Origin of the sequence: Gluconobacter sp. Dm-62 (genome assembly GCF_018256155.1) — a bacterium.
GTDB lineage: Bacteria > Pseudomonadota > Alphaproteobacteria > Acetobacterales > Acetobacteraceae > Gluconobacter.
In genome coordinates, this window is record NZ_JAERLY010000003.1 from 40,162 (window position 1) to 57,100 (window position 16,939).

11 protein-coding genes and 1 tRNA gene are annotated in these 16,939 nt (G+C 59.4%); 5 read left to right on the forward strand and 7 right to left on the reverse strand.

Features of this window, described 5'->3' with window-relative positions:
* Positions 1-46 precede the first annotated feature (46 nt).
* On the forward strand, positions 47-988 hold the full coding sequence (locus tag JK202_RS04850; protein WP_211558801.1) for a rhodanese-related sulfurtransferase: 942 nt from the start codon (positions 47-49) through the stop codon (positions 986-988).
* Between the two features lie 47 nt (positions 989-1,035).
* Complete coding sequence (locus JK202_RS04855; protein ID WP_349291821.1) at positions 1,036-1,524, forward strand: hypothetical protein; 489 nt, start codon at positions 1,036-1,038, stop codon at positions 1,522-1,524.
* 32 nt (positions 1,525-1,556) lie between these two features.
* On the opposite strand, the gene uvrA is transcribed toward JK202_RS04855, so the two are convergent.
* The gene (gene uvrA, locus JK202_RS04860) at positions 1,557-4,601 is read right to left on the reverse strand and encodes an excinuclease ABC subunit UvrA (RefSeq protein ID WP_211558802.1); all 3,045 of its coding nucleotides are present in this window, start codon (positions 4,599-4,601) and stop codon (positions 1,557-1,559) included.
* A gap of 129 nt (positions 4,602-4,730) precedes the next feature.
* Here uvrA and ssb point away from each other — a divergent pair, with 129 nt between their 5' ends.
* Positions 4,731-5,321 carry a single-stranded DNA-binding protein gene (gene ssb, locus JK202_RS04865; protein WP_211558804.1) on the forward strand — a complete coding sequence of 197 codons (591 nt, stop codon included), beginning with the start codon at positions 4,731-4,733 and terminating at the stop codon, positions 5,319-5,321.
* Between the two features lie 90 nt (positions 5,322-5,411).
* On the opposite strand, the gene JK202_RS04870 is transcribed toward ssb, so the two are convergent.
* The 4 genes from JK202_RS04870 to gyrA form a co-directional block, all read right to left on the reverse strand.
* Positions 5,412-5,588, reverse strand: coding sequence for a hypothetical protein (locus JK202_RS04870; protein ID WP_211558806.1), 177 nt, complete (start codon positions 5,586-5,588; stop codon positions 5,412-5,414).
* Between the two features lie 176 nt (positions 5,589-5,764).
* Positions 5,765-6,250, reverse strand: a complete 486-nt coding sequence (locus tag JK202_RS04875; protein ID WP_211558807.1) for a peptidylprolyl isomerase — start codon at positions 6,248-6,250, stop codon at positions 5,765-5,767.
* Positions 6,251-6,281: 31 nt separating this feature from the next.
* Positions 6,282-6,812 carry a pantetheine-phosphate adenylyltransferase gene (gene coaD, locus JK202_RS04880; RefSeq protein ID WP_211559148.1) on the reverse strand — a complete coding sequence of 177 codons (531 nt, stop codon included), beginning with the start codon at positions 6,810-6,812 and terminating at the stop codon, positions 6,282-6,284.
* Positions 6,793-9,612, reverse strand: coding sequence for a DNA gyrase subunit A (gene gyrA / locus JK202_RS04885; RefSeq protein WP_408872142.1), 2,820 nt, complete (start codon positions 9,610-9,612; stop codon positions 6,793-6,795). Before gyrA ends, coaD begins: the two co-directional genes overlap by 20 nt.
* Before the next feature lie 279 nt (positions 9,613-9,891).
* On the opposite strand from gyrA, the gene JK202_RS04890 reads away from it, so the two are divergent.
* Positions 9,892-12,927, forward strand: coding sequence for a Hint domain-containing protein (locus JK202_RS04890; RefSeq protein ID WP_211558809.1), 3,036 nt, complete (start codon positions 9,892-9,894; stop codon positions 12,925-12,927).
* Positions 12,928-13,184: 257 nt separating this feature from the next.
* On the opposite strand, the gene JK202_RS04895 is transcribed toward JK202_RS04890, so the two are convergent.
* The gene (locus tag JK202_RS04895; RefSeq protein WP_211558810.1) at positions 13,185-15,830 is read right to left on the reverse strand and encodes a TonB-dependent siderophore receptor; all 2,646 of its coding nucleotides are present in this window, start codon (positions 15,828-15,830) and stop codon (positions 13,185-13,187) included.
* Between the two features lie 328 nt (positions 15,831-16,158).
* On the reverse strand, positions 16,159-16,581 hold the full coding sequence (gene arfB / locus JK202_RS04900; RefSeq protein ID WP_211559150.1) for an alternative ribosome rescue aminoacyl-tRNA hydrolase ArfB: 423 nt from the start codon (positions 16,579-16,581) through the stop codon (positions 16,159-16,161).
* Between the two features lie 194 nt (positions 16,582-16,775).
* Here arfB and JK202_RS04905 point away from each other — a divergent pair.
* Positions 16,776-16,851 (forward strand) — tRNA-Lys (locus tag JK202_RS04905).
* The last annotated feature ends 88 nt before the right edge of the window (positions 16,852-16,939 follow it).

The window sequence follows — 16,939 nt, forward strand, 5'->3', positions numbered from 1 at the left end:
CCGATCGCGGCTGTGTCTGCGGTCCCGGTAGCCGGATGCCTGCCTCATGTCCGATACTTTCGAGCCGATCCGCATTGTCGCGCTGTATCATTTCACGCCGTTCGCGGACCCCGCTGCATTGCGTGGGCCGTTGCTTGAGCTGTGTGAGCAGGAAGGGATCAAAGGGATCCTGCTTCTGGCGCGCGAGGGGATCAACGGGACGATTGCCGGGACGGATGAAGGCATGGAGCGCGTGATGGCGCATATCCGCGCGCTTCCAGGCTGTGCGGATCTGGAAAGCAAGGATTCCCGCGCGCCTGAACTGCCGTTCCGCCGCATGAAAGTGCGGCTGAAAAAGGAAATCGTCACGATGGGCGAGCCGGATATCGACCCGCTTCAGGGCGTGGGGCGGTATGTGGCGCCGGAAGACTGGAACGCGCTAATTTCTGATCCGGATACGATCCTGATTGATACGCGCAACGATTATGAAGTGGCGATCGGCACGTTCAAAGGCGCGGAAGACCCCAGAACAAAATCCTTTCGCGAATTTCCCGAGTGGTTTCGCAGGCGGCGGCAGGAACTTGAGGCGGAAGGCCGGTTGCCGAAGATTGCGATGTTCTGCACGGGCGGGATCCGCTGCGAGAAATCGACGTCCTTTGCGCGGGCGGAGGGTGTGGACGAGGTTTATCATCTCAAGGGCGGTATCCTGAAATATCTGGAGACCGTGCCGGAAGAAGAAAGCCTGTGGGAAGGCGAGTGCTTCGTGTTCGACCAGCGTGTTTCGGTGAAGCATGGGCTGGAGATCGGGACGCATGATGTCTGCCATGCCTGTCGTCGGCCGCTGAACGAGCATGACAAGGCCTCGCCGCTGTTCGTGCAGGGTGTGTCTTGCCCGCACTGCCATAACGAGCGCACGGAAGAGCAGCGCCATCGTTATGCCGAGCGTGAGCGTCAGGAAGCACTGGCGCAGGCACGTCGCGCCGGGCATCTGGGTGTTCGCCAGAAGTGACAGTGGCCGGCTTGGCATCTGAGGGCGTTCCGCAGGAGCCAAGTGTTGTGGCCCGGCGGATGTTCCGGATTGCGGGGCGTTATGCGCTGATCAATGCCCTGATCGCCATTCCTCTGCATCTTCTGATTAATGCAGCGGGATTTGGGGCCACTGGAACGTGGAAGCCGGGGGCCATGGCCTCCGTCGCTCTCGGCGTTCTGCTTGCGCCCGTCATGGAAACGTTTCTGTTTTTCTGGCTGCCGATCGTGTTGGTACGGAAGGTGCTGGGGCAGCGGGCCGTGACGCCGTTTGTGGCGTGGCTCGTTTGCGTGGGGCCGTTTTCCTTCACTCATTACGGCGGCAGTTTGGGGCGAAGTGCTCTGACTGCGCTCTGTACCGGGCTGGTGGGCGGAAGCTGTTTCTATTTCTGTTTCCGGACTGCCGAGAAGGATGTGGGGATCAGTCCATTCTGGACGACAGCTCTGTGCCATGCCCTGTTCAACGGCGCGGTTCTGGGCGCGTTTGGGGTGGCTTATGTTCTGGGGTTTGTGTCCTGAAGAGGGGCTGCCTCTTCAGGACACGACTGGGGTCAAGTTTTTGTCTTGTTGCGTGACCCGGCGGGGCGGCCTCTGGGATTCTTTTCTGTAGCTTTTTCCGCTGCTTTCTCTTTAGCCGCCTTTGCCTTTTTCGCGGCTGTGCGTTCGGCTTTTGGCGGTGGTAGACTGGCTGCGAGCATGGCCTGCGTAACCTTGGTGGTTGTGACCTTGCGGGGTTGTCTCGCACCCGGTGCATCCAGCAATGGGGCGAGGAAGCGGCCGGTATGGCTGGCCTTGCAGGCGGCGATGTCTTCCGGTGTTCCCGCCGCAACGACTTGACCGCCGCCGTCCCCGCCCTCGGGACCGATATCGATCAGCCAGTCAGCCGTCTTGATGACTTCGAGATTATGCTCGATCACCAGCACGGTGTTGCCCTGATCGACGAGGGTGTGGAGCACTTCAAGCAGCTTGCGGACGTCTTCCGTGTGCAGGCCGGTCGTGGGTTCGTCGAGAATATAGACCGTTCGGCCGGTTGCGCGCTTGGCCAGTTCTTTCGACAGCTTGACGCGCTGGGCCTCACCGCCCGAAAGCGTGGTGGCCTGCTGGCCGAGGGCGACATAGCCCAGCCCGACCTGTTGCAGGATGGCGAGACGGTCGCGGATCTTGGAGGCGGCCTGAAAATACGGCAGAGCCTCGTCCACGGTCATGGCCAGCACGTCCGCGATGGATTTTCCGCGGAACTTCACGTCCAGCGTTTCGCGGTTGTAGCGCGCGCCCTTGCAGGTGTCGCAGGTCACGTACACGTCCGGCAGAAAGTGCATCTCGATCTTGAGAACACCGTCACCCTGACAGGCCTCGCAGCGGCCGCCCTTCACGTTGAAGGAGAAGCGGCCGGGTTTGTAGCCGCGCGCTTTGGACTCGGGCAGTTCGGCGAACCAGTCGCGGATCGGGGCAAACAGATCCGTATAGGTCGCCGGGTTGGAGCGCGGGGTCCGGCCGATCGGGGACTGGTCGATCTCGATGATCTTGTCGAGATTGTCCACACCTTCCAGACGGTCATAGGGCAGCGGCGTCTGGCTCGATTTCATGAGCTGGCGGGATAGCGCCTTGTACAGAGTGTCGATAACCAGCGTGGATTTGCCGCCACCCGAAACACCCGTGACGGCGATGAAGGTGCCAAGCGGGAAATCGACCGTTAGATCCTTGAGGTTGTTGCCGCGTGCGCCGTGCAGGGTCAGCATGCCGCTAGGCTTGCGGCGTTCGGTCGGGACGGGAATGACCTTGCGGCCTGACAGATAGGCGCCGGTGATGCTGTTGGGGTTTTGGGCGACTTCGGCCGGGGTGCCGACGGCGATGACTTCGCCGCCGAGCTTGCCCGCGCCCGGTCCCATATCGATCAGGTAATCGGCGGCGCGGATGGCGTCCTCGTCATGCTCGACGACGATAACAGTATTACCAAGGCGCTTGAGGCGTTCGAGCGTGCCGAGCAGGCGTTCGTTGTCGCGCTGGTGCAGGCCGATGGAAGGCTCATCCAGCACATACAGCACACCGGTCAGGCCCGAACCGATCTGCGATGCCAGACGGATGCGCTGGCTTTCGCCGCCGGACAGGGTCGCGGAGCCGCGCGAGAGGGTGAGGTAGTCCAGCCCGACATCGTCGAGGAAGTGCAGGCGATCCGTGATTTCGCGCAGGATGCGGCGGGCGATCTCGGCGCGCTGGGGCGTGAGGGTCTCTTCCACGCCGGAGAACCAGTCGAGCGCCTTGCGGATGGGCATGTCCGAGGCTTCGGCGATGTTGAGGTCCTTGACCTTCACGCACAGGGCTTCGGGCTTGAGGCGCGCGCCGTGGCAGGCATGGCACGGCTTGTCGGACTGGTAGCGGGAGAGTTCCTCGCGCACCCACATGCTGTCCGTCTGGGCCATGCGACGGCGCAGGTTTTTCAGCACGCCTTCGAACGGCTTGGTGATGATATGGACCTTCCCGCCATCGCTGTAGGGAATGTCGATCGGTTCTTTCGAGCCGTTGATGATGAGATCCTGCGTCGCGGGCTGAAGCTCGGACCAGGGCGTGTTCATGTCATCGCCGCAATGGCGGGCGAGAGCGGCGAGCGTCTGGTCGTACCAGTCCGTGCTCGCGCCCTTCCACGGGGCAATCGCGCCTTCTGCCAGTGTTAGGCTGTCATCCGGGACGATCAGGTCGGCGTCGAAATGCGTCTCGGTGCCGATGCCGTCACAGACCGGGCAGGCGCCCATCGGGGCGTTGAAGGAGAACAGGCGCGGCTCGATCTCTTCGATCGTGAAGCCGGAGACGGGGCAGGCGAAGCGCGACGAGAACACGACATGCGCCGGGGCTTCCTTTTCGCCGGCGCGTTTGACTTCCTCGGCATAGGCCAGACCGTCAGAGAGTTCGAGCGCGGTCTCGAAACTGTCGGCGAGGCGGGATTCGAGCCCTTCCTTGACGACAATCCGGTCCACCACGACTTCGACGGTATGGCGCGTCTTGCGGTTCAGTTCCGGGGCTTCGGCGATTTCATACAGTTCGCCGTCGATCTTCACGCGGGTGAAGCCCTTGCGCGTCAGGTCGGCGAGTTCGCGTTTGCAGTCGCCCTTGCGGTCCCTCACGACAGGGGCGAGCAGCATCAGGCGCATGCCGTCGGGCATGGCCATGACGCGGTCCACCATCTGGCTGACGGTCTGCGCCTCGATCGGCAGGCCGGTCGCAGGGGAATACGGAATGCCGACACGCGCCCAGAGCAGGCGCATATAGTCGTGGATTTCCGTGATCGTGCCCACGGTCGAACGCGGGTTTTTGGATGTGGTTTTTTGTTCGATCGAGATGGCCGGGGAGAGGCCTTCGATGGAGTCCACATCCGGCTTGCCCATCAGTTCCAGGAACTGGCGCGCATAGGCGGACAGGCTTTCCACATAGCGCCGCTGGCCCTCGGCATAGATCGTGTCGAAAGCCAGCGAGGATTTTCCGGAGCCCGAGAGGCCCGTGATAATCGTCAGGGAATCCCTCGGGATCGTGGCGTCGATATTCTTGAGGTTATGGGCGCGGGCCCCACGGACGCGGATCGAATGATTGTCTGGAAAGCTCACGGAGACCCCGGAATGTGGAGAAAAGGCGATTGTGAAACCGGAACGCCCTTGAAGGACGCTGGATCAATTATAGATGGGCGTTTAGGATAGGATGAAAAGAACAATTCGAGAAAATTGGTTGGGACGGGAATGGCAGGCAGCGTCAACAAGGTGATTCTGGTCGGGAATCTGGGCAAGGATCCGGAAGTCCGCAACACGCAGTCGGGTGGCAAGATCGTCAACCTGACCGTTGCGACGTCCGACACCTGGAACGACAAGCAGTCGGGCGAGCGCAAGGAGCGCACCGAATGGCACCGTGTGGTGATCTTCAACGAGCGTACGGCCGATGTGGCAGAGCGTTATCTGCGCAAGGGCCGCAAGGTCTATATCGAGGGTGAACTCCGCACCCGGAAGTGGACCGACCAGTCCGGTCAGGAAAAATACACGACTGAAGTCGTGATCGACCGGTTCCGTGGTGATCTGGTTCTGATCGACAGCAATCGCGGCGGTGGCGATGATGGCGGTTTTGACAACGGCGGCGGCTATGGCGGGGGCGGCAATGGTGGCGGCTTCGGCGGTGGTAGCCGCGGCGGCGCTAGTGGCGGGTCGGGCGGTGGCTTCGGTGGCGGTGCCCGTGGGAACGCTGGTGGTGCAACTGGCGGCGGCAATCGCTCAGGTGGCAGCAACGGTGGCTGGGATGCCCCGCCGGATAACGATCTGGACGACGAAATCCCGTTCTGAGCCGTCCAGAAGAGAAGCGGTAGAAAACAGGCATGGCGGATGTCAGTCGACATCCGCCATGCCCGGGTTGTTTGTAGTCTTAAATAAAAATTAGAAAATTGCCCGGTCGGGAATAGTATCCGCATCCGGTGTCATGACTGCAATCGTGTTGGCGAAATGACTTCGACCATCCGTACCATGGACGGTAGCACTCGAGCATGCGGACAGGGTCAGGGCGCAGGACAGTAAGACTGCGTCGAATACCAGAGCTGATTTTCTGATCATCATTTTTATTCTTCCTTTTCTGATCGTGATGACCATACGATCGGCAAAAAGAAGAGTGAAATCTTATGTTTCTATCTTTTCATAAGCGCTGCTTATGATGTGCGTTTTTGAAAAACGGCATTAAAAAAGCCGGCGCATTGCTGCACCGGCTTTCGCAGTATTCCGCGTTTCAGCGGAAATCAGGCTTCGACGTAAGCCTTGACGATGGTGTCGGGATCCTTGACCACGCCGCCAGCGCCCGAACCGCGCTTCAGCTGGTCCACATACTCCATGCCTTCCGTGACCTGACCAACGATCGTGTACTGACCGTTCAGATGCGGGCTGGCGGCAAACATGATGAAGAACTGGCTGTTAGCGGAGTTCGGCGCCATCGTGCGGGCCATGCCCACCGTGCCACGCTCGAACTTGGCTTCCTTGCTGAATTCGGCCTTGAGGTCCGGATAGGAGCTGCCGCTCGTGCCGGTTCCCGTCGGATCGCCGCCCTGGGCCATGAAGCCCTCGATCACGCGATGGAACGCCACGCCGTCATAGAACCCTTCGGTGGCCAGCAGCTTGAGGCGTTCAGCAGCCAGAGGCGCCAGGTCAGGGCGCAGCTCGATGACGACCTTGCCAGTCTTGAGCTCGAAAACCAGCTTGTTGCCGTCGGGCACTGCAGTATCGGACATCTTGGAACCTTCCAGAAATCGTTGAAGGTTCCTATGTCGGGCCTCGGCCCAGTTTCGACAAGACGATATGTGCAACATCTTCGCTGACGAAGGGCGAAATATCTCCGCCCAGCCGTGCGATTTCCTTCACGATCCTGCTGGCCGTGCTGCGGTGTTCTTCGGAAGACAGCAGGAAAACCGTCTCGATTTCCGGGGCCAGACGACGCAATGCGCCGGAAAGCTGGCTCTCGTAATCGAAATCGCCCCCGGATCGCAGGCCGCGCACGACCGTGCCGGCGCCCGTCTGACGGACGGCATCGACCAGCAGTGTATCAAAGCCGACAACCTCGATGCGCTCCCCGTGTGGCAGCTTGTCCACTTCATGCCGCAGCGCAGTAAGCCGCGCATCCAGATCCAGAAGCGGCTGCTTGCCTTCATTGACCGCCACGCCAACCAGCAGACGGTCGAACAGGGCGGAGGCCCGATGGATAATGTCGAGATGCCCGAACGTGACCGGATCGAACGTGCCGGGATAAAACCCGACACGTGGATCGGTCGGCACGTCAGGCTTCAGGTGCAGCATCGTCACCAGCAGCGGGTGCCTCGGAAGCGGCCTCGCCAATCACTTTGGCACCGGCTTCGGAGCCTTCGTCGGTGTCGCCCTCTTCTGTGTCGTCTTCCAGAACCGGGAACACACAGATGACCGTCTCGCTGTCATTCAGGCGGAACAGTGTCACACCGCTGGCTTGACGGGCCATGACGCGAACCTGCGACACCGGCAGACGGATCAGACGCCCCGTATCCGTGACCAGCATGACGTCCGTGCCATCGAGCGTCGGAAGCGTGCCCACCACTTCCTTGCCACGGCGGTTCGCGGAGAAGGTCATGTTGGTGATGCCCTGACCGCCACGGCCCGACACACGATAATCATAAGCGGAGGAGCGACGGCCATAACCGCCATCGGTAACGGTCAGAAGGATTTCCTCCTGCTGCTCCAGTTCCTCGAAACGCTCCTGTGTCAGGTCGCCCGCGACTTCGACGGTTTCCTCGTCGCCGGACACGGTCTCGTCCTCGGCACTGTCATCCAGGGCCGCATTTTCGGCGCGGCGCTTGGCATTGGCCATCCGCAGATACGCCGAACGTTCCTCGACACTGGCATCCACATGGTTGAGGATGCAGAGCGAAATCACCGCATCGCCGTCACCCAGACGGATGCCGCGGACGCCCGTGCTGCCACGACCGGCAAACACGCGCAGTGTATCGTCGGTGATCTGGAAGCGGATGCAGCGCGCGTTCTTCGTTGCGAGGAACACGTCCTGGCCTTCACGGCAGGTCGCCACACCGATGAGGGAATCCCCTTCATCCAGCTTCATGGCGATCAGGCCGGAAGCGCGGATGTTGCGGAAATCGCTCAGACGGTTCCGGCGCACATTGCCGCTGGCCGTCGCGAAAGCGAGGTGCAGGTCGTCCCACAGCTCCTCATCCTGCGGCAGCGGCAGAACGGCCGTGATGGAATCCGTTCCCAGTTCCGGCAGCAGATTGACGAGCGCACGGCCCTTGGCGGTCGGCGCGGCTTCCGGCAGATGCCAGACCTTCATCCGGTAGGCCTTGCCGCCCGAGGAGAAGAACATCACCCACTGATGGGTGTGCGCATTGAAGCTGCGGATGATCACGTCATCGCCACGGCGTCCGGAGGCTGTCCGGCCACGGCCACCACGGTTCTGGGAGCGGAAAATTTCAAGCGGGGTGCGCTTGATGAAACCGTCGCGCGTGATGGTGACAACCATCTGGCCCGGCTCAATCAGGCTTTCGTCGGTCTGATCCCCCAGTGCATCGGAAATTTCCGTTGCACGCGGGGTCGCAACTTCTGCACGGGCCGCCAGAAGTTCCTCGCGCATGACTTCCATCCGGCGCGGACGGCTCTCGATGATCTTGAGCAGCTCGCCGATCTTGTGGGCGACTTCACCGAGTTCGCCTTGGATCTTCTCGCGTTCCAGACCCGTCAGGCGTTGCAGGCGCAGCTCAAGAATGCCGCGCGCCTGTGCTTCCGTGAGGCGGACCTTGCCATCGATGATGACATTGCCTTCGTCGTGGATCAGTTCCAGCAGCGGGATGACTTCCGCAGCATCCCACTCGCGCGCCATCAGCGCTTCACGCGCCGTTGCGGCATCCGGGGCCGCGCGGATCAGCGCGATGACCTCGTCGATATTGGCAACCGCCAGAACGAGGCCGACCAGCAGATGCCCACGGTCACGCGCCTTGTTCAGGTCAAAGCGGGCGCGGCGCAGGATGACTTCTTCGCGGAAGCGCAGGAAGGCTTCCAGAATGTCCTTGAGGCCCATCGTGCGCGGCTTGCCATCGTCCAGCGCGAGCATGTTGGCACTGAAGGACGTCTGAAGCTGCGTGAAACGATAGAGCTGGTTCAGAACCACATCCGGCGTCGCATCGCGCTTGAGTTCGATGACAACACGCATGCCCGAGCGATCGGACTCGTCACGGATGTCGGAAATGCCTTCGATTTCCTTGGCCCGGACCAGATCCGCGATCTTTTCCTGCAACGTGGCCTTGTTCACCTGATACGGAATCTCGGTGATGATGATGGCCTGGCGATCCTTGCGGATCTCCTCGATCTCGGCGCGTGCACGAACCGGAATGGACCCGCGGCCCGTCTCATAGGCGCGACGGATGCCGCTGCGGCCCATGATGATGCTGCCTGTCGGGAAGTCCGGACCCGGGATGATCTGCATCAGCTCATCGAGTTCGATGGCCGGGTTGGCGATCATGGCCAGCGTGGCGTCAATGACTTCGCCCGGATTATGGGGCGGAATATTGGTCGCCATGCCGACGGCGATACCGGCCGCACCGTTGACGAGCAGGTTCGGGAAGACGGCCGGAAGAACCTTCGGCTCGCTCTCGCTTTCGTCGTAGTTCGGCTGGAAATCGACGGTATCGCGGTCGATGTCGTCCAGAAGGAAGGACGACGCCTTGGCCAGACGGGCCTCGGTATAACGCATGGCGGCCGGGCTATCGCCATCGACCGAGCCGAAATTACCCTGACCGTCGATCAGCTTGACGCGCATCGACCAGTGCTGCGCCATCCGGACCATGGCGTCATAAATCGAGCTGTCACCATGCGGATGGTATTTACCCATCACGTCACCGACCGCACGTGCCGACTTGCGATACGGCTTGTCGGCCGTGAAGCCGCTCTCGCGCATGGCGTACAGGATACGGCGATGAACCGGCTTCAGACCATCCCGCACATCCGGCAGAGCACGCGATACGATCACGGACATCGCATAGGCCAGATAGGAGGAGCGCATTTCCTCCTCGATCGTCACAGGAAGACGGCCGGAAGGGGTTAGATCAGTCGGCTCGGTCAGCTCGGTCAAGACAGGTCACCACACTAGAATTCAGTTGCCCCAGCATACCGCATGCGTCGCTGTCACGCCACACCCGGCACCCAATGAGGCATTCCACATGCAGGGGTCTCATTTGGCAGGCGGACAGATAGCCAATTAGCGAGCAATTAACGAAATAGTCTGAAATATCACATTCCGTTTGCATATTATTAACTTGTGACCGCTGATAAAAATCGTTAGCAGTCCGCAAACATATTCCGGCGAGCCTGTGCCGGAAATTTTTTTTTGAAAGATCCCAGCATGGCCGACCCGACTGGCGAAAATGACGACACCGTCCCCTATAACAGCAGCGAAACCAGCTTCCATCAGCATGACTATGCGTGGCGCTGGGTAGGCCCGGATGCGGGTGGGGACTGGTCTGATGCCAGCAACTGGGTTCTGACCGATGCGGGAAATCCGGTCGACACAACAGGCAGTTCCTTCAATGGAGACGCCATTCCCCAGAGCGAACAGAACGCTGACGTGAATGTTGGCTACTACGGCGACGGTGCGCCGAGCGTCGTTGTTTCCAATGCCGTACTCTATAACCAGATCCGCAGCCTCAGTGTCTGGCAGAACGGCATCTTGAAGATCACTGCACAGGGCGGAAACGGTAATGTTTTCGCAACGGCAGGTATGGAAAATGATGGCACCGTCATCATCGACACGCCGTCCAAGGTCGAACTCGGTGGGGTTACGTCAGGTAATGGCACCCTGACCATCATGAACAACGACGGCAACGTCACGTTCGACGACTCTTATCTGAACAACGGCACGCTGAATCTGGTCAACGCGACCCTTGGCACGCTTGCATCACCTGTCAGCATTGCCGGTGGCACGATCAACCTGCAGCAGAACAGCACACTTTTTGCGAACCTCTATGGTGCTGGCGCGACGGTGAATGTTGATCCCGCGACCGTAAACACCCTTTACGTGAACGACCGTTACGACAACGACAGCGGCTCCGTGCAGAACACCGTTATTAACGGCGTTTCTGAAAACACGCATTTCGGCATCCTAAATGGGTCTTCGCAGCCCACTTCGGCTACATATGCAGCCAACAGTGATGGCTCTTACACCCTTACGATCACGCTCGAAAACGGTCGCTCCATCACCTATCCGACAGTCAATGTCGCAGATGGCTTCAAGCCCGCTGCTCAGGCGACGATTGTTCAGGACGGCTCGAACGGCTGGCTGATCGAAGACGCCGGGACCGAAACGGCTCCGGCTTCTTACGCCAGCAGTAACCTGCATCAGCAGCTTGCCGATACGGCCGCCGCCGCTGCCAGCGCCGGGGGGGATACCTCGCAGTACAGCAATAATGCCGCGAGCTTCCATCAGCATGACAATATATGGCGCTGGACCGGCCCTGAGTCGGGTGGTGACTGGTATGATCCTAGCAACTGGACGCTGTATGACGGCCAGGGCAACCCAATCGATACAACGGGTAGTTCCTACAGTGGAAATGCCGTTCCCCAGAGTGAGCAGAATGCTGACGTCAATGTCGGTTATTCCGGTAGCACTACGCCGAATATCGTTGTCGCCAATGCGCCGTCTTATAACCAGATCCGCAGCCTGAGTGTCTGGCAGAACAGCACACTGGAGATCACGGCGCAGGGTGGCAGCAACTATAATGGCTATGTCTTCGCCACCGCTGGTTTCGAAAACGATGGCACGATCCTGATCAACACGCTGTCGAAGGTCGAACTCGGCGGCGTTACAATGAACCGTGCTGATGGCACGATCACAATCATCAACAACGACAACAACGTCGTGTTCGATGATAACACCGTTAACAATGGCGGCACGATCAACCTGCTCGGCTCCACGCTGGGTACGGCGTCCGATCCGATCTGGATCAACGGCGGTATCGTCAACCTGCAGCAGGGCAGCACGCTGTTCCTCAATCCGCTCGAAACCATCAACACCATCAATGTTGATCCTTCGACGGTGAATACGGTCTATGTCGAGGCCAATGGCTTCCTGCATGGCGACTCAACCAACACACAGAGTATTGTCGTCAACGGTGTGTCCGCCAACACGCATTTCGGTATTTCTGGAGTCACTTCTGCTCCGGTTGCCGCAACGTACACACCGAACACGGACGGGTCTTATACCCTTCAGATTACACTGGATGACGGTCGCGTTTTGACCTTTGGCGACGTCAACACGGCAGAGGGCTTTACGCCGGCTTCCCAGGCGACGATCGTTCAGGACGGGGCGAATGGCTGGATCGTCGAAGACAATGGTACTACGACCTGCTTCCTTGCCGGCAGCATGATCCGTACACCGGAAGGTGATGTCGCTGTCGAGACCCTGCGTCTGGGCAGCACGGTTCTGGCCTTCGTAAACGGTGAAGCCGTGGAGCGGACCGTGACCTGGGCTGGTCGTGCACGTATGGTCGCCAAGCCGGGGCTGTCGGATGCCGAATCTGGTTATCCGGTTCGTATCCTGAAAAATGCGCTCGCCGAGGGCGTGCCTTACAAGGATATGCTGGTCACCCCAGAACATTGCCTGTTCCTGAAGGGTGGTTTTGTCCCGGCCCGTATGCTCGTGAACGGTCGCTCCGTGATTTATGATCGTAACATGCCAGCTTACGATTATTTCCATGTGGAAACCGCAGAGCATTCGGTCATCATGGCTGACGGTATGCTGACGGAAAGCTATCTCGATACCGGAAACCGTCACACGTTCCGTCAGAGCGGTACCGTTGTTTCTCTGGGTGGACGGGCGCGAACCTGGAATGACGATGCAGCAGCTCCGCTGACTGTCAGCCGCGATGTGGTCGAGCCGATCTTCCGTGTGATCGAAGCCCGTGCCATCGAAGCCGGTCTTGAAAGCGGCATTGAGGCTCCGGTCCTGACCGAAGACTCCGGTTTGCATCTCGTCGCCAACACGGGACAGACGATCCATCAGGTCCGTGAGGCCAATGGTCGTATGATGTTCATGATCCCGTCCGACGTTACCGATGTCCGTCTCGTGTCCCGGACGTCCCGCCCGAGCGAGACAGTCGGGCCGTTCGTGGATGACCGTCGTCATCTCGGTGTTCTGGTTGGTGAAGTCACATTGTTTGACTCGGGCAATACGATCCGTATTGACCAGCATCTGACTGATGCCAACATCTGCGGCTGGGATGTGCTGGAAGATACAGCCGTACGCTGGACCAACGGCAATGCCACGCTGCCGCTGACGGCTCGTCAGCCTAACAGCTTCGGCATGCTGGCCATCCAGGTTCTGGCTAGCGGCCCTTATCTGCTGACCTCCGAGGGTGAAGCCGAAACAGCCCGGACGGCCTGAGCCCAATTGGTCTGAGTTGGAAAGATCCTCATCCCTTCAAGGGGTGAGGATTTTTTTTGCCTGTTTTCCAGTGGTTGCGACGCTGAGTGAGGATGGGATTCAGGCAAGGCATTCTACAGATGCAAGGACGGTGTTCGTTTGGATGATCCGTCTTTTTCTCTCAGCCGCTGTCCTGTCTGTGGCTTATGCGTGGATTCAAAGAAAAAGCGCCCCTTTGATGGGGCGCCTCTCTTCGTTGGTCAGTCAGGAAAACAGTTTTAGAAATTGGCGTTGATGCGGCCGTAGTAATAACCGCCGGTGATGGGCACCTGCAGCGAGAACTGGTCGTAGATCTGGGCGCCGCGGGAGCTGTTGATGGGTTGGACGCGACGGGGGCGGACGTTGAAGATGTTGTTCGCGCCGATGGCCAGATGCCAGTTGCTGTTGAAGCGGTATCCGACTTCGATGTCCGTCAGCCAGCGCGGCGTATTCTTGAACTGCGAGAAGCAGCTGTTGGAATAGGCCAGTCCCTTCCCATCCAGCGGGCAGGGCAACGTCTTGTCCGTCCAGTCATAGTAGGTCAGCATCGACGTGGTTTCGCCGTAACGCGTCTGGCGAACATTGAAGTCCCATTTTCCGACTGTATACAGCGCGTTCAGGATGATCTTGCTGCGCGGATAGGCCGTCGTGATGTAGGCGATGTTCTGCGCGTTCAGCAGCGGATTGCCGTTGGTGTCGGTGCCGTTGTGATGCAGGCGCGTGCGGTTCAGGTCCAGCGCCATGCTGAGGTTCAGGTTGCCGGCATTGTGGAAGCGGATCATGTAGTCCGCCTTGATATCCAGACCCTGCGTGCGGGTGCTGGCACCGTTGGTCATGTAGTAGGCGGAGACGTTGTCGGGCGTGATGCTGTTGAGCGGCAGGGAATATCCCATGGCTTCAATGGCACTGATTGCTGCATCGCCATTGACGGTACCTCCACCCACAATGCGATCCCGCAGATTAATCTGATAGACATCTGCTTCGACGTGGAAGTTCTTCACGGGTTCCACGACAATGCCTCCACTGGCACTGACGGAGCGCTCCGGTTTCAGGGCGCTGGCGCCGAGGATGCGGGCAGCCGTGGAATTGACGGGGAGGAGGCCGGAGGCTCCGGTCGGATCCACGTTCATGGCGCTGTAGTGCTGCTCGGCCAGCGTCGGCGCGCGGAAGCCCGTGCTGATCGTGCCACGAAGCGCAATCTTGCTGGTCAGGTCATAACGGGTCGAGACCTTGCCATTCTCGGTGTTGCCGACATCGGTGTAGTGCTCGAAGCGGCCTGCGAAATCGAGATCCCAGTGCTTGAGCGGGTGGAAGTCGCCATCAATATAGGCTGCCCAGATGTCACGGCTCCAGTTGCCGGCACTGTTCGGACCCAGACCGGCATAGCCCTGCGTGCCGCCAAGCTCATAGGACGGCGGGGTGCCAGCCTTGATCTGATAGGTTTCGAGGCGATGTTCGCCACCAAAGGCCAGCGTCATGGGGACGGTGTGGGCGATGTTGAACTGGCGGCGGAAGTCTAGGTTGTTGGTCCACTGCGCCATACGATAAGTTTCGGCGCGCGTCGTATTGGGCGACCAGCCGCAGCCATCGGTCGAATAATAGGATGAGCTCGGATTGGTCGAACAGGTGCTGGCGAGCATGCCGGTATTCGCGGTGTTCTTGTTGCCGATCTTATTGCCATCCGCACCGTAAGTGGTGCTCAGATCCCAGTCGAAGCCCAGGAAATTGTCGCCCTTGAGGCCCAGCGTGGCGGCGTAATCGTTTTCTTCCGATGTTTCGAGCGGGGAGAAGCCGGCCGGGTACATCGTGGGGGCGATATTGGGTGTGCGGTAGTTTTCATACGCTTCGCCATGGCGGTGCATATAGGTAACCAGGCCGTAGAAATTCACGCCTTCGGTAATGGTTTTGCCGAAGTCGATGGCGAGGCTCTCGCGGGTTTCTTCGGGCGTACTCATGATTTTGTTGGAATCGGCGGGCACGTTCATCGCGTTCGGAACAACACCGGTATAGTAACCCGTCGTGGTGGCATTGGTGGGCCAGCTGCCGATCAGGCGGTGGTCGCGGGCGCCAACGACCATGTGGTCGGTATGGTAGACTTCGCCGCTGATGTGCAGATAACCGTCATTACCCCATTTTACGCCGCCATCGGCATCGACCTTGTACTGCCAGCCGTCACCGTTATAGGCGTTCGCGCCGGTCTGCACGGAGGTGTGCATGCCGTGGGCCTGCTTTTTGGTGATGATGTTCACTACGCCGGCGATGGCGTCGGAGCCGTACATCGCGGCCGCGCCGTCTTCGAGTACCTCGATATGATCGATGGCGCTGGCAGGGATCGTATTCAGGTCGGCACCGGTGGAGCCGAACTGCGGACCGGCATCGGCCGTAATGTTTGCCGTGTTGTGGCGGCGCTTGCCGTCAACCAGCACCAGGACTTCGTTCGGGCCGAGGCCGCGCATCTGGATGGATGAGGTCAGGGCGGAGGAATCCGCACCCATGGCCTGTACGTTGATGGAAGCATAGGTCCGGGTCAGGGCATCTGCGACGTTCATCATGCCGGAATGACGCAGTGTTGCGGCAGAGATCACGCTGACAGGGGACGAGCTTTCACGGGCCTTGCGGTTGGTCGCATGGGTGCCAGTGGTGACGTTGATCGTCTCGGCTTCGCCCGCAAAGTTGACGTCAGTCTTTTTCTTGCGCGGCGCTGCAACCGCAGGCTTTGCAGACACAGCAGCAGGGTGCGTAGCGGCGTGGGTCGCGTTGCTGGATTTCGCACTGTGATGACGTGCAACAGGATATGTCGTGGTGGTTGCAGCTACGGCAGACATGCAGGGCATGACGGAAACTGCCGTCGTCACGAGCAGGGAGATACGATGCCGGGATTTCATTACTACTATCTATACCTCCGTGAGACGCCGCTCTTGGGTTCAGAGGGGGTTACACAAGAGTAATGATAAAAACTCGTTACATGAAAGTAGCAAAAATGATTCGTGTAACAGATTTTCATCCTGTTGCAGGATAGCAACAAAAATCCGTTTCACGGGAGTGGATAGGAAGGAAATTCTGCCTGATGGATGCGTGGCGAAACATATTTCCATGAAGGCTGGAGAGGGTAAGATGATAAGCCATCTCCAGAATTCTCCTGTTATTTCAGAGTATCGAAATTTCGGTAGAGCGTGCGGCTGTCTGCGCCAATTCCCGTCCGGAATGGCGCTATCAGTCGTCCAGACGGACTGAACGGTTGCGCTTGATGCCGGCTCTATGGGATTTTCCGTCGAGACGCCGTTGCCGGGCCGCTTTGCCGGGGCGGGTAGCAACACGAAAGGCAGGGCGATGTGCGGCTTGCCTGATCAGCTCTGCCAAACGGCCAATGACATCCTCGCGGTTTCGCTGTTGGGTACGAAAGCGACGACCGGTGATGATGATTTCACCATTCTGGGTAGCACGGCTGCCCGCAAGTTCGATTAGGCGCGTCCGGATACGGTCCGACAGGGCACGCGAACGTCCAGCGTCAAACCGAAGCTGCGCTGCAGTCGCCACTTTGTTGACGTTTTGCCCACCAGGGCCGGACGCCAGAATATAAGTGACCTTCAGCTCGTCCTCTTCCAGCGAAAGATTGGGAAGGATCTGGATGGAAATCTGTCTCTTCCTTTCTGGGGTGCAGATGAGCCGTCAGCTTCTGCAAGCTAAACCTATAGCTGTCCATAACGCCTTTCAGTGCAGGCAGTCATGTATGGATGTGTTCAGCCTGCGGGAACTGTAACATTGGTCTTTGTTTTTCAGGCCTATGAGGTTGACGCCCTTATGGGTTGTGGGGTAGCCAGCGTGCGGATGAACCGGTAGCTCAGTTGGTAGAGCATTCGACTTTTAATCGAATGGTCCTGGGTTCGAGTCCCAGCCGGTTCACCATTTTCCCTAAAATTTCGATGTCGTCGTGGCGCCTGCCCGCAAGCCGTCTGTGGCTTATGGTGTTTTGGGGGCGTAAGATGGCGTTGTG

Bases quoted from the DNA above. Each gene is read 5' to 3' on its own strand.
- JK202_RS04870 (WP_211558806.1), bottom strand. From the start codon at position 5,588: ATGATGATCAGAAAATCAGCTCTGGTATTCGACGCAGTCTTACTGTCC.
- JK202_RS04875 (WP_211558807.1), bottom strand. From the start codon at position 6,250: ATGTCCGATACTGCAGTGCCCGACGGCAACAAGCTGGTTTTCGAGCTC.
- JK202_RS04895 (WP_211558810.1), bottom strand. From the start codon at position 15,830: ATGAAATCCCGGCATCGTATCTCCCTGCTCGTGACGACGGCAGTTTCC.
- JK202_RS04890 (WP_211558809.1), top strand. From the start codon at position 9,892: ATGGCCGACCCGACTGGCGAAAATGACGACACCGTCCCCTATAACAGC.
- ssb (WP_211558804.1), top strand. From the start codon at position 4,731: ATGGCAGGCAGCGTCAACAAGGTGATTCTGGTCGGGAATCTGGGCAAG.
- JK202_RS04850 (WP_211558801.1), top strand. From the start codon at position 47: ATGTCCGATACTTTCGAGCCGATCCGCATTGTCGCGCTGTATCATTTC.
- coaD (WP_211559148.1), bottom strand. From the start codon at position 6,812: ATGCTGCACCTGAAGCCTGACGTGCCGACCGATCCACGTGTCGGGTTT.